Here is a 19,278-nt window from a genome sequence, read left to right on the forward strand (position 1 = left end):
ATCAATCCTCATCCACCACGCGCAGGCGTAGCTGATTGTTCGAACCTTCCGCCTGCCGCGCTTGCGGGCGGGAAGCTTCCTCGGCGGGCGCAGGGCCGAATTCCAGCGCCTCGATCTTCGCGCCGCGCTTGGTAACTTTGCTGGAAGACACAAGAATATCGTCAATATCCTTGTTGGCCTGCACGAAGTGGGTCTGCAGCTTGCGCACGCGCTCATCGAGGCGGCCGACATCTTCCATCAGCCGGATCACTTCGCCCTGAATGACGTGCGCCTGCTCGCGCATGCGGGCATCTTTCAGGATTGCCTGGATGACCTGAATCGACAGCATCAGCAGCGACGGCGAGACGATGACGACCCGCGCCCGGTGCGCACGCTGGATCAGGGCTTCGAAATGCTCGTGAATATCGGCGAAGATCGACTCCGACGGCACGAACAGAAAAGCCGTATCCTGCGTTTCGCCGGGGATCAGATATTTGTCGGAGACATCCTTGATGTGCACTTCCATGTCGCGGCGGAACTGGGCGACTGCTGCCTTGCGCGCCTCCGGCTGTTCCGTTTCGCGCATGGAATTCCAGGCTTCGAGCGGGAATTTCGCGTCGATCACCAAAGAGGGCGCATTGTTCGGCATCCGCACAAGGCAATCGGGGCGGGTGCTGTTGGAAAGCGTTGCCTGAAATTCGTAGGCGCCTTGTGGCAAACCGTCGGCGATGATCGCTTCCATGCGCGACTGGCCGAAAGCGCCGCGCGTCTGCTTGTTGGCGAGGATCGCCTGCAACTGCACCACCTGTCCGGCGAGCGATTGGATATTGTTCTGTGCCGTGTCAATGACCGCAAGGCGTTCCTGCAATTTGGCGAGGTTTTCATGCGTCGAACGGGTCTGCTCGGTCATGGTCTGGCCGATGCGATGCGTCATGCCGTCGAGCCGTTCGCGGATCGACTGGTTGAGCTCCGCCTGTCGCGAACCGAACACTTCCGCCATGGTCTGCATACGGCCCTGCATCTCAGCCTGTGCCTTCAGGATTTCCGCCATGCGATATTCCGCATCGCGGGCACGATCTTCGGCCTGCGCTTCCGCGACTGCGCGAAGCCGGGCCGAGCGTGTCGCCGCGATGAGAAAAATGGCAAGACACAGCACCAGCACGACGATACCCGCGAGCAGGATGTTGCCGAGCGTGAAAGACGTGGCGCCGAGCTGCAGAAGCGGCTCATTCAAGAGATTCTGGTTTTCCATGCAGGGAGCTTAGCTGATTCGTGTCGCCTTGATGAGATCAAAACAGGAACATTTTGCAAAGTGTAATTGACGATTCTCACGCGAGCCATTACGTGAAAGCCCATGTCTGTAAAACCGCTTGTCATCCTTCCCGATCCCGTCCTGCGCCAGGTTTCCAAGCCTGTGGAGCGCTTTGACGACCAGCTCCGCAAATTTGCCGGCGACATGTTCGACACCATGTATGATGCGCCGGGCATTGGTCTTGCCGCCATTCAGGTGGGCGAGCCGATCCGTATGCTCGTCATCGACCTTGCCAAGGAAGGTGAACCGAAAGCGCCACATGTCTTCATCAATCCCGAGATCATCGGCGTGACGGATGAAGCCAGCACCTATGAGGAAGGCTGCCTTTCGATCCCGGATTATTATGCCGAGGTCGAACGGCCAGCGGCCATCAAGGTCAATTACTTCGATGCTGACGGCAAGCCGCATTCGATGGAAGCCGATGGGCTGATGGCCACCTGCCTGCAGCATGAGATCGACCATCTGAACGGTGTGCTCTTCATCGATCATATTTCCAAGCTGAAGCGCGATATGGTCATCAAGAAGTTCAAGAAGCTCGCCAGCCAGCGCGCGCCGGGGAAAGTGCTTTAATGCGTGTCGTTTTCATGGGGACGCCGGAATTTTCCGTGCCGATCCTCACCGCCATCATCGGTCACGGTTATGAGGTTGTTGCGGCCTATACGCAGCCGCCGCGCCCGGCGGGTCGTCGCGGGCTGGAGCTGACCAAGTCGCCAGTGCATGAAAAAGCCGAGCAGTTTGGCATTCCGGTGTTCACGCCGAAGAGCCTGAAGGGTGCGGAAGAGCAGGACGTTTTCGCAAGCCTTGAGGCCGATGTCGCGGTTGTCGTGGCTTATGGTCTGCTGCTGCCGCAAGCCATTCTGGATGCGTCGCGTCTCGGTTGTTATAACGGCCATGCCTCGCTGCTGCCGCGCTGGCGCGGAGCAGCTCCGATACAGCGCGCCATCATGGCGGGCGATGCGGAAACCGGCATGATGGTCATGAAGATGGATGCGGGGCTCGATACCGGTCCTGTTGCAATGGCTGAAAAGGTTGCGATCACGCCTGACATGACAGCTGGTGAACTGCATGATCGTCTGAGCATGATCGGCGCCGACCTGATGATCCGTGCGCTGGGTGCGCTGGAGCGTGAAAGCCTTGCCTTGCAGCCGCAGGCGGAAGAAGGTGTCACCTATGCCGCCAAGATCGACAAGGCCGAGGCACGCATCGACTGGTCGAAGCCTGCAAAGGACGTGCACAACACCATTCGCGGCCTGTCGCCTTTTCCGGGCGCCTGGTGCGAAATGGAAATCAACGGCGCTGTCGAGCGCGTGAAGCTTCAGCGCTCAACGTTGGGTGAGGGCAAGGGCGAGCCGGGTTCGGTGCTGGATGATCGCCTGACGGTTGCCTGCGGCGAAGGTGCGGTTCGGCTCGTCACGCTGCAGCGCTCCGGCGGCAAGCCATTGCCTGCGCAGGAGTTTCTGCGTGGTGCACAGGTCACGAAGGTTCTGTAGGCGGTGCCGCGTTACAAGCTCACTGTCGAATATGACGGCACGCCCTATGTCGGCTGGCAGCGGCAGGAAAACGGCCATGCAGTGCAGAATGCCATTGAACTGGCATTCAAGAAGTTCTGTGGCGAAGACCTGACATTAAGCGCTGCGGGCCGCACCGATGCGGGCGTTCACGCGACAGCACAAGTTGTCCATGTCGATCTCACCAAGGATTGGGATGCAGGCAAGGTGCGCGATGCGGTCAATGCGCATCTGGTCATGGCGGATGAGCGCGTCAGTATCCTGAATGTCGAGAAGACGACGGACACGTTCGACGCGCGTTTTTCCGCACGTGCACGGCATTATCTCTATCGTATCCATAATCGCCGTGCGCCTCTGGCGATTGATTATCAGCGTGCATGGTGGGTACAGAAACGGCTTGATGCGAGAGCGATGCATGAAGCGGCGAAGCGGCTTCTGGGTGAGCACGACTTCACCACGTTCCGCGCCACGCAATGCCAGGCCAAGAGCCCGATCAAGACGCTCGACCGGCTCGATGTCACCCGCAACGGCGACATGATAGAAATGCGCGTTTCGGCGCGGTCCTTCCTGCACAATCAGGTCAGGTCCTTCGCAGGCAGCCTGATGGAAGTGGGCGTGGGTCGCTGGACAGCGGATGATTTGCAGTCTGCTTTGGAAGCCAGAGATCGCAAGGCCTGCGGGCAGGTTGCCCCGCCCTATGGGCTTTATCTTGTCGGTGTGGACTACGCCTTTCCCTTTTGAGACCGGGAGCGCATTCGATACCCGGCTCTAGGGGATCAGGAGCAGACTTCCTGACGATTTCCCCGTCTCCAGTGCATGATGGGCTTCCACTGTTTCGGTCAGCGCATAGGTGGTGCCGACGGTTCCGGCGAGGCCTTTTTCCATCATGTCGAAAAGCCTGGAAGCGGAGTTCCGGTAGTTGTCGAGATCGTTGATGTAAGCGATCACACTTGGCCGGACGAAAGAAAAGTCCGCCTGATTGCCAAGTGCATCAATGACTGCCTCGGAGATTCTTCCACCAGCTTGACCGATGCTCGCCAGAGTTCCGAGATGGCGCACGCATTGCGCGGTTTTGGCTACGGTTTCTCCACCGATCCCGTCATAGGCGACGTGAACACCCAGTCCATTCGTGAGGCGCCTTGTAGCAGTGATGAAATCACAATCGCGTCCGACGAGTACATGATCCGCGCCGTTTTCGCGCGCCGTTTCGGCCTTGTCCTCCGAGCTGACTGTTCCGATTACCGTTGCTCCCAGAGTCTTGCCCCAGCGGGTTAGCAGGGTGCCCAGTCCGCCAGCGGCTGCATGCACAAGCATGATTGTATCCGGGCCAACGGGAAACGTATCGGTCAGGAGCATGTGGGTGGTAAGACCGCGCAGCATCGTCGCCGCCGCCGACTGCGCGGAAATTGTGTCGGGCAGTAGCAATGCTCTTTGGGCCGGTAGAAGCCGGGTTGAGGCGTATGCCCCCACTGGCAAGCCCGCATAAGCCACTCTGTCACCCGGTTTGAGGTCGGTTACATCTGATCCGACTGCTTCCACAACGCCTGCACCTTCGACACCGAGTACAGCCGGAAAGGACGGCAGCGGATAGAGGCCGGTCCGATGGTATATGTCGACAAAATTCACGCCGATTGCCTCGTGGCGAATGCGTATCTCGCCTGCACCGGGGCTTCGGGGTGTGTGTTGGACTGTCTGAAGCAGCCCTGCTTCACCGGTCGCGTTCAGAATGATCTCGTAGTCCATCAGTCAGCCTCCGTTGCAATCCGGGGCAGTATCGGGGATAGAGAAACGGGAAAAAATTGCTGTTTTGATCGCAACCTATGGGAAAAATTTCACAATGGTGAATTGGGAAAGCGTACGTTACTTTGTGGCTTTGGCCGATACCGGTACTCTGTCGGGTGCTGCGCGATTGCTGAATGTAGAACATGCGACGATTGCGCGACGCGTGGCTGCCTTGGAAACCGAAACCAGTTTGAAATTGGTTGATCGTCGGGGACGTCGCTTTCTGCTGACGGAAGATGGTGAGCGGATCGCTGCAATTGCCCGAAAGATGCAAGACGAAGCGCAAGCTATCAGCCGTTTTGGAGCAGTCCGGGATACTGGCATAAGCGCCACTGTTACACTCACAGCGCCGCCCTCCTACGCGGTTGCGAGACTAGCCAGACCGCTTGCTGCGGTATCGGCGCAATATCCGGGTATCCATATGTGTGTGATGGGGGAGGCGCGCTTCAGCTCGCTGAGCCGTCGGGAAGCGGATATAGCTATTCGCCTGACACGTCCGACAACCGGTGACCTCACCATTCGCAGGCTTGGCGAGGAAGCTTTTCGCCCCTATGCGAGCCGACAGTATCTGGCGCAAACTGCGCCTGATAAATGGCAGTTCATCGCCTATGATGAAAGTCTGGAGGACGCTCCGCAGCAAGCTTACTTACTTGCCTTGGCCGGTGCCCGGCCGATTGCCTTGCGGGCCAATACATTGGAGATGCAGCTCGCTCTTGTAAGCGAGAATGCAGGCATTGCCATGTTGCCTGATTTCATGGCTGAGACGCAGGAGCATCTGATGCCAGCGCTGCCAGACCATGCTCCCCTTCTGCGTGAAGTGTGGATGGTCGTTCATTCCGACATGAAGACGGTTCCGGCTCTCCGTGCGGTCATGACCGAGATCGCTGGCACTCTCAATCATCCCATGCCGATATAGCGCTTTTCGTTTTAATAGGCGTGCGGATCGAAGCCGATCCCGAGCAAATTCTGCAGCAGGACAGTCAGGAAGAGCGAACCGAAAACGGTGCAGGCAAAGAATGGTGCCGTATAGGCATGCGGGCGCTGCAGCGCGACGAAAGTCAGCCGGTAACCCAGCACGATGGATATGCCGAACATGATGATGGCGAACAATGTCGTGACATCAAGCTGTCCGGGAAAGAACAATTGCAGCAACGTGATCGGTGCGAAGATCCACGAAATCAGGGCGCTGCCCCAGTTGGTCGCAATCACGAAGGCTGCATAACGCTTGGCAATGCCGATGCGCTTGGCGAGAAGGCCGATGATGACAAGCGGAATGATCCAGGCCGCTATTTCCACGACTGCGGCGCGGGTGACGATGGCGAAGCGCAAGCCTGCTTCGTCACGGCCAGCAGTGAGGTCCGCCGCATAAGACACCCAGTTCGCGAACATGGGGGGCAGCGCAATCGCTATCGCAAAGAAGGACGACCAGAAGCCCTCGGCGGAAATGTCGAGATAATCCAGTCCTTCCTTGCGCCCGAGCATCATTTTCCAGACGCCCCAGAAATATCTGAAAATATCATCCAGGCTTGGCATGAGATTCCCAATTTTTCGCGTAATCCGGGCGAAAAGTCATGCAACTTTCCGGGATTATGCTCTACCCAAAGAAATCGGCGATGAAGCGTTCATAAATCTGTGTCAGGCCTTCGAGGTCGGCAAGAGCCACGCGCTCGTCAACCATATGCATGGTCTGCCCGACAAGGCCGAATTCGACCACCGGACAGTAATCCTTGATGAAACGGGCATCGGATGTGCCGCCCGATGTCGATAGTTCCGGACGCCTGCCGGTTACCGCTTCGACCGAATCTGTCAGCGTGCCGATCAGTTTCTCGTCGCGGGTCAGGAACACATGGCTCGGATGCTCGCGCCAGGTGAGCTCATAGTTGATCGGCGTTTCGCGACCGGGACGCAGGCGATTGTCGCTGGCGGCTTTTTCGAGACGCGCGATGATTTCGGCCTGCAAGGTCTCTGCCGTCCAGGTGTCGTTGAAGCGGATGTTGAACGAGGCAGTCGCCTTGTTCGCAATGACATTTGTGGCCTTGTTGCCGACGTCGATGCTCGTCACTTCCAGATTGCTGGCCTGGAAATTGGCCGTGCCTTCGTCGAAAGCCGGGTAGAGCAGGCTGTCGACGAGCGTGGTGATGCCACGCACCGGGTTTTCGGCCAGATGCGGATAGGCGGCGTGGCCCTGCACGCCATGGACGGTGATCGTGCCGGACAGCGAGCCGCGCCGTCCGATCTTGATCGCATCGCCAAGCGCATTCGGGTTGCTCGGCTCTCCGACAATCGATGCATCCCAGCTTTCGCCACGCTGTTTCGCCCAGTCGAGCAGCTTGACCGTGCCATTGATGGCCGGGCCTTCCTCGTCGCCGGTGATAAGGAAGGAGACGCTGCCCTTGATACTGCCATGCTTTTCGATGTGACGGGCAACTGCGGCCACGAAACAGGCAACACCGCCCTTCATATCCACCGCACCGCGACCGTACATCACGCCGTCTTCAATAGCGGCAGAGAAGGGCGGGTGCTTCCAGTCGCCTTCATTGCCGGGTGGCACGACATCGGTATGTCCGGCAAACATCAGATGCGGGCCATTGCCCGACTTACGCGCATAGAGATTTTCGATGTCCGGCGTGTCTTTATCATGGAAGACAGGTCGCTCCACCGAAAACCCCATCGGCTTCAACATCGCTTCCAGCGCCGTCAGCGCGCCACCTTCGGCAGGTGTTACGGATGCGCAGCGAATGAGGGCAGCAAGGTTATCGGCGGGATTGACGGCTAAGCTCATGAGATAGGGACTTTTTTGAAAAGGGAATCGTCTGAGGGTGAGATTATCGCGCATCCCGAAAAGTGCGAAGCGGTTTTCGGACCAAGATGCGCGTGAAACAAACGGCATCCCGAAAAGTGCGAAGCGGTTTTCGGATCAAGATGCGCGTGAAACAAACGGCATCCCGAAAAGTGCGAAGCGGTTTTCGGACCAAGATGCGCGTGAAACAAACAGATAGAAACAGCAATCCGGCGGTTGCGCGCGACGGGTACTGTTTCGCCTTTCACTTGTTTTTCTCAATCGGTTTCAATTTGGGAACGAAATTTCCTTGACCGAAGGGGCTCTGTCATCGTTAGTTAAAAATAAGTTGATAACGAGACCCGCAAAGGGCCGCTCAACGGGGACTCTTTTTAAATGGGAAACTGCGCATGCGTTTTGTCACTTCTGCGATAGCAGGCATGATGGTGCTCTTCGGGGCGACGACAATACCGGCCAAGGCCGCGCAATGGAGTGAAGCTGGCGGGCTTACAAGCATTCCTTATGGGCACAAGGATTACTGTGATCGCAACAAGCGCGATTGCGGTGCGCATCGCGTGTTGCCGCCGATGAAGATGACCCCGCAGCGCTTGAAGCTGCTGCAATCGGTCAGCAGCTCCGTCAATCACCGCATCAAGCCGGTTTCCGATCAGGATAATTATGGCAAGCGCGATTACTGGACCATGCCTGTCAACGGCAAGGGCGATTGCGAAGACTATGTTCTGATGAAGCGCGCCCAACTGATGGCTCGGGGCATCAGCGCATCGCAGCTCCTCATCACCATGGTGCAGGGCAGCGAACCGCATGTCGTTCTGACGGTGCGCACTGACCATGGCGATTACATTCTCGACAATCTGCGCGACGAAGTGTTGCCGGTCGAGAAGACTTCTTATCGCTATATCAAGATGCAGTCGCCAGCCAATTCCGGTCAGTGGGTATCCATCGCCGGGCGTTCGGTCGCTGTCGCAAACAACTGATCGGAGTGATGGCATTCAATTGAATGCCGGTTCACCTGGTCCATCAAACCTGTATCCAGGCCGCATTTCGATGCGGCTTTTTCTTTTCAGCATGGGCTGATTTTGACTGGCCGGTCGATGCCAAAGACAGATCAGGGTGTCATTTCGACGAAACCAGCTTTGTCTTTCCGTGTCGATTTTGCGAAAAATGGCCCCATTGTTCACTTTCATTGGACAATATATCGGGACAGACTGTTCGCGTTTTTTGAACAAATGTACGGCTGTAACAGTCATGTGATTGCTGGCATATAATGCAACATATTGATATTGTTATATTTTATGAATTATCATTATTCTTTTCAGAAAAAATACCTGCACGAATCTGTGATGAAGAAAACATTTTCGTGACTGGAACTTTTACCCACTGTCACCCATTTCAGATGCATCGGAACGACGAACAAACGCCGCTCCACTTTCCAAGGAGATAGGAAAATGAAGAAGATTGTTCTTGCTGCCGCTGCCCTCGCTCTTACCGCCGGCGCCGCTTTTGCAGAAAACCCACATGTCGGCGAACCTGCCGATCTTTATGCAAACGACCGCACGCCGGTTGCAACGCAGAGCCAGAAGCTCGACTACACGGCTCCTGCTTCGATCAACAAGGCAACGGTTTATCAGGATGGTTCGGCTCATCGCTTCGGTGATGCATCGCCTTCCTCTTACCAGAACTAAAAGTCCGCTCGGACTTTGGCCTTTCCGGTCCAGATGGGCCGGGCATGAATGAACTATCGCATTGCATGTATTCCCGAAGGTGTCGGTGCATTTCCTCCCAAATGCGCCTGACACCGCAGGGCGGGCCACGAAGGCCCAGCTAACAGAATGTCTCCTGCAAGCCTGAGATGTGGTCTCGGGGTTCAGTCGGCGAAACACCGATCTGAAAAGTTGAAATCAGGGGACGCTATGAAGAAGGAATAAAGAGATGAAAAAGTTTGCTATCGCTGCTCTTGCTGTCGCTCTTAGCGCCGGTGCTGCCTATGCCGGAAACCCGTTCGTTGGCGAGCCGCCTGCAATGGCTGCCCAGGACAAGGCTTTCGTTCTTCCGGGCGAAGCCCCGGTCGCTTCGACCCACCGCACGGTCGATTACACGGCTACGGCTGCCATCCACCGGTCTGCGCCGGTTAATCAGGACGGTTCGGCTCATCGCTTCGGCGACGCTTCCCCGTCCAGCTACCAGAACTAATTTGTTCTGATGGCTGAGCCTGTCGGTCGTCCTGCATTGTCCGTTGCGTTCCTCCCCCTCACGCAAGAGACAGGCAGGGCAACCGAAGGGCCGCTAAAGAATCTCCCCGGAGGATGGCGTCAGTGTCTCCCCGGACTGCCCGGATCAGAGGCATTGCGCCATCCGAAGGGGCGACCAGTTATAAAAAAGGCGACGCCAACAGCGTCGCCTTTTGTTTTTAAGCAAGCTTGCTTTGTATTCAGTCGCGCAGCAATTCGTTGATCGACGTCTTGGAGCGGGTCTTTTCATCAACGCGCTTGACGATGACGGCGCAATAGAGGCTTGGGCCCCAGTTTTCGCCGGGAACGTTCTTGCCCGGCATGGTGCCGGCAACGACAACCGAATAGGGCGGCACTTCGCCATAGAAGACTTCGCCCGTTGCGCGATCCACGATCTTGGTCGACTTGCCGATGAAAACACCCATGCCGAGGACCGAGCCTTCGCGCACGATGCAGCCTTCAACGACTTCCGAGCGGGCGCCGATGAAACAATTGTCTTCGATGATGGTGGGGCCAGCCTGCATCGGCTCCAGAACGCCGCCAATGCCGACGCCGCCGGAAAGATGAACGTTCTTGCCGATCTGCGCGCAGGAGCCGACGGTCGCCCAGGTGTCTACCATGGTGCCTTCATCGACATAGGCGCCGAGATTGACGAAGGACGGCATCAGGATCGCGTTGGGCGCGATATAGGCCGAGTGGCGCACGACGCAGTTCGGTACTGCGCGGAAACCAGCCTTTTCGAATTCATTGGCCGTCCAGCCGTCGAATTTCGACGGCACCTTGTCCCACCAGGATGACTGGCCGGGACCGCCCTTGATGACTTCCATCGGATTGAGGCGGAAGGAGAGCAGGACCGCTTTCTTCAGCCATTGGTTGACATGCCAGTTGCCGTCCGCCTGTTTTTCTGCGACACGGGCTTCACCGCGGTCGAGCAGAATGAGCGATTGTTCGACGGCTTCGCGCACTTCGCCGCGCGTTGCCGTGTTGATACCGTCGCGCTCGTCAAAAGCCTTGTCGATTGTCTTCTCAAGGGAGGCGAGGTCTGGCTTGGTCATAGGGTGCGATCTCCATGAAGGGGCGGCGGATGGCAGGCGCGGACAAGTCCGGCCCGTTGCTGGGAAATTGATTAAGCGAAGGCGCCATGAGGGTCAATGTCGTTCGTGATCCGATTGCCGTGCCACGTTTGAGACAGATTAAGCATTTAGCGCCAGAATGGATGCTGTTATACCAAAACCCGATGAGCCTGACTCATCGAGTTTTGGTTAAGCCCGTGAGGCAATTGAGCATTTTCAGGGCTTGGATAGCGCTTGCATCTCAGCGCCCTGATATATGCGTTGAATGGCGATATTGAAGGAGCAGGTGAGACGAATGAACCCGATGGAGAAGTCCGGCTGGACGCCGTTCCCGAATTCAGAGGAAGCGGTCAAGCAGGCCAAAACCGTACCGCAGACGCCGCAGACCGAAGCCCCTGCCTATCGCCTTGCTTTCACGGATGATGATTTTCTGACCCGGCGCGAACTACGGCCGATCCGGCTGCAGCTTGAGCTTCTGAAACCTGAAATGATTCTGGCGGACCGGGGCATCAAGTCCACTGTCGTCATGTTTGGCGGCGCGCGCATTCCCGAGCCCGGCGGCGAGGCATGGGCAGCCAAGAACGAGGTTCAGAAGAAGAACCTTGAAGCCAATGCGCATTATTACGAGGAAGCGCGCAAATTCGCGCGGCTTTGCTCCGAATATTCGGCAACGACCTATTATCGCGAATTCATCGTGGTGACGGGCGGCGGCCCCGGCGTCATGGAAGCGGGCAATCGCGGAGCCGCCGATGTCGGTGCACCGACGATTGGTCTCAACATTGTGCTGCCGCATGAACAGGCGCCCAACGCCTATGTCACGCCGGACCTTTGCTTCAACTTCCATTATTTTGCGATCCGCAAGATGCACTTCCTGATGCGCGCCAAGGCGATCTGCGTGTTCCCCGGCGGCTTTGGAACGATGGACGAGCTTTTCGAGGCGATGACGCTGATCCAGACCAACCGCATGGAACGCGTGCCGCTGATCCTGTTCGGCAAGGAATTCTGGACGAAGGCGATCAATATCGAGTTTCTGGCCGAGCAGGGCACGATTTCGCCCGCCGATATCGAGCTGCTCAACTTTGTCGAAACCGCCGACGAAGCCTGGGAGCAGATCAAGGATTTTTATAAGCTCTGATCACCCCGGATTTTCTGTTCGATGCGCCCGGCCAAATGGTCGGGCGTTTCTTTTTGCGGCTCTTCTTCTGCCTGATAGGGACGGGGGCGGTGAACGAGTGTCACCAGCACGACCGAGATAATCATCAGGAGATACCACGAGCCGAGCTTGCTCATTGAGACCAGCTCCCAGCCATTGCGCTGGTTCGGATAAAGCCAGGCCTTTGACCATGTGCCGATGTTCTCGGCAATCCAGATGAAGAGCGAGGTCAGCAGGAAGGCGACCAGCAGCGGCATTTTGTGCCGGAAGCGGAAGACGCGGTAGTGCATGCTGGTGCGCCAGAAAAGGGCGAAGGTCGCGGCAAACAGCAGCCAGCGTATATCCCAGATGAAGTGGTGCGCGAAGAAATTGATATAGATTGCGGCGGCCAGAACAACAGTCATCCAGAGTGGTGGATAGTGGTTCAGCCTTATATCGAAGATGCGGTTGATACGCGCCATATAGGAGCCGACAGCCGCATACATGAAGCCGGAAAACAGAGGAACGCCGCCAATGCGGAAGAAGTTCTCCTCCGGATAGACCCATGAACCGGCATGGGTCTTGAACACTTCCATCGCTGTGCCGACCACATGGAAGATGAGGATGACCTTGGCTTCCTCCCACTCCTCCAGCTTGAAGAGCAGCATGGCAAGCTGGATCGCAAGCGCGGACAGGAACAGGAAATCGTAGCGCGTGATAAGCCCCGCGCCGCCATCCGGCCAGAACCAGCGGGTCAACATGATGAGCGCCAGCATCGCGCCGCCGAAAAGGCAGGCCCATGCCTGTTTCAGCCCGAAGACCAGAAACTCGATCAGCGCATCGCTGATCCGGTGACGGGGCAGATTGTCGAGAAGGCGGTGGGCGGCCTTGTCGATGCGTTTCTCAAGGCCGGTGAATTGCCTATCGGTCTGCAATTATGGTTTCCAGAAACTGGGTCAGGTTATCGGTCACATAGTCCACCTGATCGGTGAATTCGGGATCGCTTTCCCATATCTCGGAAAATGTAGGCTCAAAATTGTTTGGCACGACCAGCACGGTTTTCATGCCGAGTGTTTTGGGAACGACCAGATTGCGCGCCAGATCCTCAAACATGACTGCCTTGCCTGCATCGATGCCAAAAGCGCCGAGGAAGCGGTCATAGGTGGCCCGTTCCGGCTTCGGTGTCAGTCCTGCCGCTACAATGTCGAAAATATCGTCGAAATCATCGAGGATTCCAAGCTGGCTGGCAGCGCGCTCGGCATGGCCGCGATCACCATTGGTAAAGATGAAGCGACGGCCCGGCAGTGCCTTGATCGCCCGTCCCAGCGCCGGATCGGGCGTAAGCCACGTATAATCGATATCATGGACTTGTCTCAGAAAATCGTCCGGATCGATCTGATGGCACTCCATCAGGCCTTTCAGCGTGGTGCCATATTCCAGATAGAACTGCTTTTGAATCTTGCGCGCTTCGTCGCGCGGCAGTTTCAGCAAAGTCTCGACATAGGTCGTCATCTTCACATCGATCTGCGAGAACAGATTGGCGGCGTGCGGGTAGAGCGTGTTGTCGAGGTCGAACACCCAGTCAGTGACGTGGGCGAAAGCAGCTCTTTCCGGAATATCGGTCATGGTCGATCCTTAAGGCACAATAAGCGTGCCGGCGCCGTGCTCGGTGAAAAGCTCCAGTAGCACGGCATGCGGGGTTTTGCCGTTGAGGATGACGACGCCTTCGACACCACGGCGGATTGCTTCGATGCAGGTTTCCACCTTGGGGATCATGCCGCCGGAAATCGTGCCGTCCTTGATGAGCGCCTGCGCATCGGCAACGGACAGTTCCTTGATGAGGTTCTTGTCCTTGTCCAGCACGCCCGGAACATCAGTCAGGAACAGGAGGCGCGTTGCGGCGAGCGCACCGGCAATCGCGCCTGCAAACGTGTCGGCGTTGATATTGTAGGTATGGCCGTCGCGACCCGGTGCGACCGGTGCAATGACCGGGATCATTTCGGAGCGGGCCAGAAGATCGAGCAGGGTGCGGTCCACTTCCGCCGGTTCGCCGACGAAGCCGAGATCGAGCACTTTCTCGATGTTGGAATCGGGGTCGATGACGGTCTTGTGCGCCTTCTGCGCGAAGACCATGTTGCCGTCCTTGCCGCAAAGACCGATCGCCCATTCGCCTTCGGCATTGATGAGGGCGACGATTTCCTTGTTGATGGAACCGGCCAGAACCATTTCCACCACTTCGACGGTCTTTTCGTCGGTGACGCGCAATCCGCCTTCAAAACGGGATTCAATGCCGAGCTTGGTCAGCATGGCCTGAATCTGCGGTCCGCCGCCGTGCACGACAATCGGGTTGATGCCCGACTGCTTCAAAAGCGCGATATCGCGCGCGAAGGCCTTGCCCAGTTCCGGATTGCCCATGGCGTGCCCGCCATATTTCACAACGACATGCTTGTTCTCGTAGCGCTGCATATAGGGCAGGGCCGCGGACAGGAGTTGCGCTTGCATTTCGGGATTTTCAAGTGTCGTCATCGCGGGCTCCATGGCAGGCGACAGGGCAAAAAGAGGCAGGCTTTTCTAGACCGGATTTATCGCAATTGGAATCCGCAGTTGCTTATTTTTCGCTTACCCGTTCGCGATTATTTGAATTTGCAGCCCGAAACGTGCCCAACAAAAAGCCGCTCTGCGGTCTATGCAGGTTTTTGAACCGGAATGATTTTCAGAGACCGCATCATGCGCAAAATATTCCTCGCCGTCCTCACCTCCCTGCTTGGCACATCTGCATCCTATGCTGCACCGGCACCAACGACCGAAACAATCATCCTCGTCCGTCACGGCGAAAAGCCGCAAGGCGGGTTGGGGCAGCTCGACTGCCGGGGCCTTAATCGCTCCTTGAAGCTGCCTGCCGTCATTGCAAAGGATTTCGGCAAGCCCGATGCTATTTTCGCGCCCGATCCTGCAAAGGAGAAGAAGGATAGCGGCATTTCCTATGCCTATAACCGCCCGCTGGCGACGGTGGAGCCGACCGCCATCCGCTTTCAGATGCCGGTCGATACGCGCTTCGGCTATGACGAGATCGGGAAGTTGCAGGCCGCGCTCCAGCAGCCGCAATACAGCGATGCGACGATACTGGTCGGCTGGGAACACAAGCAGCTCTACAAGCTGGCCAGAAATCTGCTCAGGGACAATGGCGGAGATAAAGCTGCGGTGCCGAAATGGCGCGGCGATGACTTCGACAGCATCTATGTGCTGCATATCCAGCGCGACGACGGGCATGTGAGTGCCCGTTTCGAGCGTCTCAATGAAGGGCTGGACGGGCAGCCGGAAAGCTGCCCGAGCTGATTATCAGTATTCTTTCAGCAGCAGTGCAATTGCTGCACGCAGCTCGTCGAAACCTTCGCCTTTTTCCGACGATGTCGCGATGATACCGGGGAAGCAGGCGGCGCGCTTGTAAGTAAGCTTGTGCGTTTCTTCTATCAGGCGCGGCACGCCTGCGGGCTTGATCTTGTCGATCTTGGTCAGCACGATCTGATAGGAGACCGCCGCCTTGTCGAGAAGATCGAGCACTTCTGCGTCGTTCTTCTTGATGCCATGACGGGCATCGATCAGCACATAGACGCGTTTCAGCGTGGTGCGTCCGCGCAGATAATCGAACACAAGGCGCGTCCAGGCATCGACCTGTGCTTTCGGTGCTTCGGCGAAGCCATAGCCCGGCATGTCGACCAGTGCCAGCGGCGGAAGATCGCCGTTCTCACCGGAATAGCCGTCCGGCACGAAATAGTTCAGTTCCTGCGTGCGGCCCGGTGTGTTGGACGTACGCGCAAGGCCCTTCTTGTTGACGAGCGCATTGATGAGCGACGACTTGCCGACATTGGATCGGCCTGCAAAGGCGATCTCCACCGGACCTTCCGGCGGCAGGAATTTCATCGACGGCACGCCACGGATGAATATCCATGATTTCTTGAAGAGCAGGCGTCCTTCCTCGACGAGTGCCGCCTGGGCTTCCCGGACTGCATCCGCCGCTGCCTGAGCGGCCCTGATTGCCGCCTGCTTCTTATCCTGCTCGCTCAATGTCCGTATCCTGATGTATCTACTATCGTCGATACGCATCAATGTTATGAGCGGCATTGTCAACATGACGGCACAAAAAACCCCGCCGAAGCGGGGTTCTTTCAAGTCTATTTCTTTGCTTCTTTCGGCTTTCGCTTGAAGAGGCTCTTGAGATTGTCGAAGAGCTCGATCTTCACGCCCTGGCGTTTCATGATGATGCCCTGCTGGGTGATGGAGAGCAGGTTGTTCCATGCCCAGTAGATCACGAGACCGGCCGGGAACGAAGCCAGCATGAAGGTGAAGATCACTGGCATCCAGGTGAAGATGGCAGCCTGCGTCGGGTCCGGAGGCGTCGGGTTCATGCGCATCTGCAGGAACATGGTGATGCCCATCAGGAGCGGCCAGACGCCGATCATCAGGAAGTGCGGCACGCCGAAAGGCAGGAGGCCGAACAGGTTGAAGAGCGAGGTCGGATCGGGCGCTGCAAGGTCCTGAATCCAGCCGAAGAACGGCGCATGACGCATTTCGATGGTGACGTAGAGCACCTTGTAGAGCGCGAAGAACACCGGAATCTGCACCAGCACCGGCCAGCAACCCGCAAGAGGATTGATCTTTTCCTGCTTGTAGAGCTGCATCATCTCCTGCTGCTGCTTCATCTTGTCATCCGCATATTTCTCGCGGATTTCAGTCAGCTTCGGCTGCACCAGCTTCATGCGTGCCATCGACTTGTACGACTTGTTGGCAAGCGGGAAGAACAGGCCCTTGAGGAGAACGGTGACGACCAGAATGGCGACGCCGAAATTGCCCGAGAACTTGTAGATCCAGTCGATGAGATAGAACATCGGCTTGGTGATGAAGTAGAACCAGCCCCAGTCGATCAGGAGTTCGAACTGCTTGATGCCAAGCTGCTGTTCGTAAGCCTGGATCTGTGTGACCACCTTCGCGCCGGCGAAGACGTGGTTCTTCAGCGTCTGCGCCTGACCGGGCGCGATTGTCATCGGCGCGCCGAGGAAGTCGGTCTGATAGCGCGGGCGATCATTGGTGAAGTGCGAGAAGCGACCGGTGAACTTTTCGTCCTGCGGCGGTACGAGCGTTGCGGCCCAGTATTTGTCGGTGATGCCGAGCCAGCCGCCCATCACGTCCTTGAACGAGATGTCCTTATCGTCTTCGACCTTGGAATACTTGATTTCCTGCAGGCCGTCCTGACCCATGACGCCGATCAGGCCTTCATGCAGAACATAGGTCGCGCTTGCATGTTCCGGCTGGTTGAAGCGGGTCACGCGGCCATAGGAGGCCAGCGAAATCGGCGCGCCGGTATTGTTGGTGATCGTGTCTTCAACGGCGAACATATAGGCGTCGTCAACCGAAATGACGCGCTTGAAGGTGATGTTCTTCTCGTTGGTATAGGTCAGCGTGACCGGCGTGGTTTGGGTCAACTTGTTGTTGCCCTCCACGGTCCAGACCGTGTTCGGTCCCGGAACCGGGCCGGTCGTGTCGTTGCCGGTAAAGCCTAGTTCTACGAAATAGCCCTGCTTCAGCGCGGAAGGCGCGAGCAGTTCGATATTCGGAGAATTGTCGTCGACGGTCTCGTGATAATTCTTGAGGAAGAGATCATCGAGGCGCGCGCCGGTCAGGTTGATCGAACCGCGCAGCGAAGGCGTGTCGATTTCGACGCGCTGCGTCTGGGCAATGGCTGCCTCGCGGGTCAGCGCGCCGCCTGCGGCTGCAACATCGCCGTGGCCGGGAATGTTCCCGGAGGCGGCGGGCATCTGCGGCGTGTCGCCACCTTGAGCCTGTTGTTGCGTCGCCTGTTGTTTCTGCTGCTGCTGCTCCTCAATGCGTGCCTGCTCCCGCTGGGCTTCCGTTTTCGGACCCAGATAAAACACTTGCCACAGCGTTAGCACGAGGATGGACAGGGCAATGGTGATGAAGAAATTACGATTATTTTCCATTGACGGGTCCTGATTCCGGTCTTTCCGTTCGGCGTTTCCCATCGCCCCGCCGTTCGCCCTTCGCCTTGATGCGGCGGGAGAGTTCTTCGGTCAGTCGCGAAAAGGGCGCAGTGAGGGCTTGCTCGCGCGCTACGATCACATAGTCGGTCGAAGGCGCCATGTCACGCCCTGCGTGACAACGAACCGCTTCTCGCAGCCTGCGGCGGATGCGGTTTCTTATCACGGCGTTGCCGTTTTTCTTCGTTACGGTGAAACCTGCACGGGGTTTTTCGCCTATTTTGGCGGCTTTCGATTCTTCCTCGGTCCGCTCGCGGACTTCGAGAAGAAACAGTGGACCACGTCGCTTTTCACCATTCCTCAAAGCCAAAAACTCCGCTCTCTTGCGAAGGCGGAGTATTTGTTTCGGCTTGTTCATGTCTTTATTCACCGCGCTTGGCCCTGTCGATATTCAGGCTCTGACGGCCTGCAAATGGCTGCTTTCTGCGCTTCCGGTGCTCATGTACCTTTTGTACACTCCGCTCCGGTTCTCGTAAGCTGCCATTTTCGTCTCGCCATAGCCAGAATCTCAATAGACCCACAGCGCGGGAAAAGATTAAGCGGAAAGCCGCTTACGGCCGCGCGAGCGGCGAGCGGCGAGAACCTTGCGGCCGCCGGTGGTTGCCATGCGTGCACGGAAACCGTGACGACGCTTGCGGACGATTTTGGATGGCTGGTAAGTGCGCTTCATTTATTTAATACCGCGGTGTGCGGCCCTTCTTAATTCTGTTTTTCCGTTGAGCATGATCTTGTCCGAAACCGTTATTCACTTTTCGGGATCATGCTCTATTGAACAGGAGCTGGTTCTTGTCCCTTGCGACGGACAGCACAAAACCATCCGTAAACCGCGCGGGCGAACGTGACGCGGCTTATAGGGGGAGGGGGACAAAGAGTCAATGGTGACGGGCGCTATATCACAGTTGCGCTTCAATCGCTGCCTTGTCGATGACTGACCAGACTTTCCTTATCAGCGTATTCTCGAATTCATAGAAAACATTCTCCGCAAACCGGACCCGTTTGCCGTTAACCGGAAGACCGAACAATAGTGCCTTCGGCGTGCAATCGAACTGGAGCCGACTGGCAATATAGGGCGGCTCGCTGACAAGCAGCTCAATATTGAAGTGCAGGTCCGGGATGGCTTCTAAATCCTGTTCCAGCATCGTGCGATAGTCGCCAAGTCCCAAAGGTCTGCCATTGTGAATGGCCTCCTCGTGCACATAAAGTCCGAGGTCGTCCCAGTCCTGCCGGTTCAGGCATGCAATATAGTCGCGATAAATCTCGGCGAGTGGTTCCGACATGGCTGTCCTCCAATGAAAGAACTCAAGGGCAAAAACGCATGATTTGCGTGGCTTTTCCCTGGGTTCTGTTGCGTTTTGATCGGCACTTGGTCCGATCGGTAAATCTTTCCCGTCGAAGGACAGATATTCGCCGC

The 19,278-nt window shown here is 57.1% G+C and carries 22 protein-coding genes; 9 read left to right on the forward strand and 13 right to left on the reverse strand.

Annotation, left to right across the window (positions count from 1 at the left end; genetic code table 11):
- Position 1: 1 nt before the first annotated feature.
- The gene (locus F9K91_RS19955) at positions 2-1,231 is read right to left on the reverse strand and encodes a DNA recombination protein RmuC (protein WP_151653466.1); all 1,230 of its coding nucleotides are present in this window, start codon (positions 1,229-1,231) and stop codon (positions 2-4) included.
- 102 nt (positions 1,232-1,333) lie between these two features.
- Between F9K91_RS19955 and def the strand changes: the two genes are divergently transcribed.
- From def to truA, 3 genes are read left to right on the forward strand one after another with little or no spacing between them, the layout of a single operon-like run.
- Entirely contained in the window at positions 1,334-1,861 is a 528-nt protein-coding gene (gene def, locus F9K91_RS19960) for a peptide deformylase (RefSeq protein WP_061345593.1), read from the forward strand.
- Positions 1,861-2,781, forward strand: a complete 921-nt coding sequence (gene fmt / locus F9K91_RS19965; RefSeq protein WP_151678565.1) for a methionyl-tRNA formyltransferase — start codon at positions 1,861-1,863, stop codon at positions 2,779-2,781. Before def ends, fmt begins: the two co-directional genes overlap by 1 nt.
- A gap of 3 nt (positions 2,782-2,784) precedes the next feature.
- The gene (gene truA, locus F9K91_RS19970) at positions 2,785-3,540 is read left to right on the forward strand and encodes a tRNA pseudouridine(38-40) synthase TruA (protein WP_151557663.1); all 756 of its coding nucleotides are present in this window, start codon (positions 2,785-2,787) and stop codon (positions 3,538-3,540) included.
- Between the two features lie 27 nt (positions 3,541-3,567).
- On the opposite strand, the gene F9K91_RS19975 is transcribed toward truA, so the two are convergent.
- Complete coding sequence (locus tag F9K91_RS19975; protein ID WP_151678566.1) at positions 3,568-4,542, reverse strand: quinone oxidoreductase family protein; 975 nt, start codon at positions 4,540-4,542, stop codon at positions 3,568-3,570.
- A gap of 94 nt (positions 4,543-4,636) precedes the next feature.
- Here F9K91_RS19975 and F9K91_RS19980 point away from each other — a divergent pair, with 94 nt between their 5' ends.
- Positions 4,637-5,497 carry a LysR family transcriptional regulator gene (locus tag F9K91_RS19980; protein WP_151678567.1) on the forward strand — a complete coding sequence of 287 codons (861 nt, stop codon included), beginning with the start codon at positions 4,637-4,639 and terminating at the stop codon, positions 5,495-5,497.
- Positions 5,498-5,508: 11 nt separating this feature from the next.
- On the opposite strand, the gene F9K91_RS19985 is transcribed toward F9K91_RS19980, so the two are convergent.
- Together F9K91_RS19985 and dapE are read right to left on the reverse strand one after the other, a co-directional pair.
- Positions 5,509-6,114 (reverse strand): hypothetical protein, encoded by a 606-nt coding sequence (locus tag F9K91_RS19985; protein WP_151653474.1) that lies wholly within the window; start codon positions 6,112-6,114, stop codon positions 5,509-5,511.
- 61 nt (positions 6,115-6,175) lie between these two features.
- Complete coding sequence (gene dapE / locus F9K91_RS19990) at positions 6,176-7,363, reverse strand: succinyl-diaminopimelate desuccinylase (protein WP_151678568.1); 1,188 nt, start codon at positions 7,361-7,363, stop codon at positions 6,176-6,178.
- 440 nt (positions 7,364-7,803) lie between these two features.
- On the opposite strand from dapE, the gene F9K91_RS19995 reads away from it, so the two are divergent.
- The 3 genes from F9K91_RS19995 to F9K91_RS20005 all read left to right on the forward strand — a co-directional run bounded on the left by F9K91_RS19995 (position 7,804) and on the right by F9K91_RS20005 (position 9,571).
- Positions 7,804-8,355, forward strand: a complete 552-nt coding sequence (locus F9K91_RS19995) for a transglutaminase-like cysteine peptidase (protein ID WP_151557697.1) — start codon at positions 7,804-7,806, stop codon at positions 8,353-8,355.
- 471 nt (positions 8,356-8,826) lie between these two features.
- Positions 8,827-9,063: a hypothetical protein gene (locus F9K91_RS20000; RefSeq protein WP_010659420.1), complete on the forward strand. Its 237-nt coding sequence runs from the start codon at positions 8,827-8,829 to the stop codon at positions 9,061-9,063.
- A gap of 247 nt (positions 9,064-9,310) precedes the next feature.
- Complete coding sequence (locus tag F9K91_RS20005; protein WP_061345601.1) at positions 9,311-9,571, forward strand: hypothetical protein; 261 nt, start codon at positions 9,311-9,313, stop codon at positions 9,569-9,571.
- Positions 9,572-9,809: 238 nt separating this feature from the next.
- Here the strand turns inward: F9K91_RS20005 and dapD are convergent, their stop codons facing one another.
- Positions 9,810-10,664, reverse strand: a complete 855-nt coding sequence (gene dapD / locus F9K91_RS20010; protein WP_109988689.1) for a 2,3,4,5-tetrahydropyridine-2,6-dicarboxylate N-succinyltransferase — start codon at positions 10,662-10,664, stop codon at positions 9,810-9,812.
- Between the two features lie 313 nt (positions 10,665-10,977).
- On the opposite strand from dapD, the gene F9K91_RS20015 reads away from it, so the two are divergent.
- The gene (locus tag F9K91_RS20015) at positions 10,978-11,817 is read left to right on the forward strand and encodes an LOG family protein (RefSeq protein ID WP_151557679.1); all 840 of its coding nucleotides are present in this window, start codon (positions 10,978-10,980) and stop codon (positions 11,815-11,817) included.
- Here F9K91_RS20015 and F9K91_RS20020 read toward each other — a convergent pair.
- Genes F9K91_RS20020 through argB form a run of 3 tightly spaced genes read right to left on the reverse strand, consistent with a single transcriptional unit; the run spans position 11,805 to position 14,340 of the window.
- Complete coding sequence (locus tag F9K91_RS20020; protein ID WP_151678569.1) at positions 11,805-12,749, reverse strand: DUF817 domain-containing protein; 945 nt, start codon at positions 12,747-12,749, stop codon at positions 11,805-11,807. The genes F9K91_RS20015 and F9K91_RS20020 overlap by 13 nt on opposite strands.
- Positions 12,736-13,440: a pyrimidine 5'-nucleotidase gene (locus tag F9K91_RS20025; protein WP_151557683.1), complete on the reverse strand. Its 705-nt coding sequence runs from the start codon at positions 13,438-13,440 to the stop codon at positions 12,736-12,738. Before F9K91_RS20025 ends, F9K91_RS20020 begins: the two co-directional genes overlap by 14 nt.
- A 9-nt stretch (positions 13,441-13,449) precedes the next feature.
- A complete protein-coding gene (gene argB, locus F9K91_RS20030; protein WP_061345605.1) occupies positions 13,450-14,340 on the reverse strand; it encodes an acetylglutamate kinase in 891 nt (296 codons plus the stop codon).
- Positions 14,341-14,541: 201 nt separating this feature from the next.
- Here argB and F9K91_RS20035 point away from each other — a divergent pair, with 201 nt between their 5' ends.
- Positions 14,542-15,150, forward strand: a complete 609-nt coding sequence (locus F9K91_RS20035) for a hypothetical protein (protein ID WP_235913310.1) — start codon at positions 14,542-14,544, stop codon at positions 15,148-15,150.
- A gap of 3 nt (positions 15,151-15,153) precedes the next feature.
- Here the strand turns inward: F9K91_RS20035 and yihA are convergent, their stop codons facing one another.
- From yihA to F9K91_RS20065, 5 genes are all read right to left on the reverse strand, one after another.
- A complete protein-coding gene (gene yihA, locus F9K91_RS20040) occupies positions 15,154-15,879 on the reverse strand; it encodes a ribosome biogenesis GTP-binding protein YihA/YsxC (protein WP_151557687.1) in 726 nt (241 codons plus the stop codon).
- Positions 15,880-15,986: 107 nt separating this feature from the next.
- Complete coding sequence (gene yidC, locus F9K91_RS20045; RefSeq protein WP_151653481.1) at positions 15,987-17,810, reverse strand: membrane protein insertase YidC; 1,824 nt, start codon at positions 17,808-17,810, stop codon at positions 15,987-15,989.
- Positions 17,800-18,225, reverse strand: coding sequence for a ribonuclease P protein component (gene rnpA / locus F9K91_RS20050; RefSeq protein ID WP_151557691.1), 426 nt, complete (start codon positions 18,223-18,225; stop codon positions 17,800-17,802). Before rnpA ends, yidC begins: the two co-directional genes overlap by 11 nt.
- Positions 18,226-18,402: 177 nt before the next feature.
- Complete coding sequence (rpmH, locus tag F9K91_RS20055) at positions 18,403-18,537, reverse strand: 50S ribosomal protein L34 (protein ID WP_006467565.1); 135 nt, start codon at positions 18,535-18,537, stop codon at positions 18,403-18,405.
- A gap of 223 nt (positions 18,538-18,760) precedes the next feature.
- Complete coding sequence (locus tag F9K91_RS20065) at positions 18,761-19,144, reverse strand: ester cyclase (protein WP_151678570.1); 384 nt, start codon at positions 19,142-19,144, stop codon at positions 18,761-18,763.
- Between the last annotated feature and the right edge of the window lie 134 nt (positions 19,145-19,278).

Source organism: Brucella tritici (genome assembly GCF_008932295.1).
GTDB classification, from domain to species: Bacteria; Pseudomonadota; Alphaproteobacteria; order Rhizobiales; family Rhizobiaceae; genus Brucella; species Brucella tritici.

Bases quoted from the DNA above. Each gene is read 5' to 3' on its own strand.
- F9K91_RS19985 (WP_151653474.1), bottom strand. From the start codon at position 6,114: ATGCCAAGCCTGGATGATATTTTCAGATATTTCTGGGGCGTCTGGAAA.
- F9K91_RS19995 (WP_151557697.1), top strand. From the start codon at position 7,804: ATGGTGCTCTTCGGGGCGACGACAATACCGGCCAAGGCCGCGCAATGG.
- rnpA (WP_151557691.1), bottom strand. From the start codon at position 18,225: ATGAACAAGCCGAAACAAATACTCCGCCTTCGCAAGAGAGCGGAGTTT.
- F9K91_RS20005 (WP_061345601.1), top strand. From the start codon at position 9,311: ATGAAAAAGTTTGCTATCGCTGCTCTTGCTGTCGCTCTTAGCGCCGGT.
- rpmH (WP_006467565.1), bottom strand. From the start codon at position 18,537: ATGAAGCGCACTTACCAGCCATCCAAAATCGTCCGCAAGCGTCGTCAC.
- F9K91_RS20035 (WP_235913310.1), top strand. From the start codon at position 14,542: ATGCGCAAAATATTCCTCGCCGTCCTCACCTCCCTGCTTGGCACATCT.
- dapD (WP_109988689.1), bottom strand. From the start codon at position 10,664: ATGACCAAGCCAGACCTCGCCTCCCTTGAGAAGACAATCGACAAGGCT.
- F9K91_RS19980 (WP_151678567.1), top strand. From the start codon at position 4,637: ATGGTGAATTGGGAAAGCGTACGTTACTTTGTGGCTTTGGCCGATACC.
- F9K91_RS20000 (WP_010659420.1), top strand. From the start codon at position 8,827: ATGAAGAAGATTGTTCTTGCTGCCGCTGCCCTCGCTCTTACCGCCGGC.
- def (WP_061345593.1), top strand. From the start codon at position 1,334: ATGTCTGTAAAACCGCTTGTCATCCTTCCCGATCCCGTCCTGCGCCAG.
- fmt (WP_151678565.1), top strand. From the start codon at position 1,861: ATGCGTGTCGTTTTCATGGGGACGCCGGAATTTTCCGTGCCGATCCTC.
- F9K91_RS19975 (WP_151678566.1), bottom strand. From the start codon at position 4,542: ATGGACTACGAGATCATTCTGAACGCGACCGGTGAAGCAGGGCTGCTT.
- F9K91_RS20015 (WP_151557679.1), top strand. From the start codon at position 10,978: ATGAACCCGATGGAGAAGTCCGGCTGGACGCCGTTCCCGAATTCAGAG.
- yidC (WP_151653481.1), bottom strand. From the start codon at position 17,810: ATGGAAAATAATCGTAATTTCTTCATCACCATTGCCCTGTCCATCCTC.
- F9K91_RS20025 (WP_151557683.1), bottom strand. From the start codon at position 13,440: ATGACCGATATTCCGGAAAGAGCTGCTTTCGCCCACGTCACTGACTGG.
- dapE (WP_151678568.1), bottom strand. From the start codon at position 7,363: ATGAGCTTAGCCGTCAATCCCGCCGATAACCTTGCTGCCCTCATTCGC.
- argB (WP_061345605.1), bottom strand. From the start codon at position 14,340: ATGACGACACTTGAAAATCCCGAAATGCAAGCGCAACTCCTGTCCGCG.
- F9K91_RS20065 (WP_151678570.1), bottom strand. From the start codon at position 19,144: ATGTCGGAACCACTCGCCGAGATTTATCGCGACTATATTGCATGCCTG.
- F9K91_RS19955 (WP_151653466.1), bottom strand. From the start codon at position 1,231: ATGGAAAACCAGAATCTCTTGAATGAGCCGCTTCTGCAGCTCGGCGCC.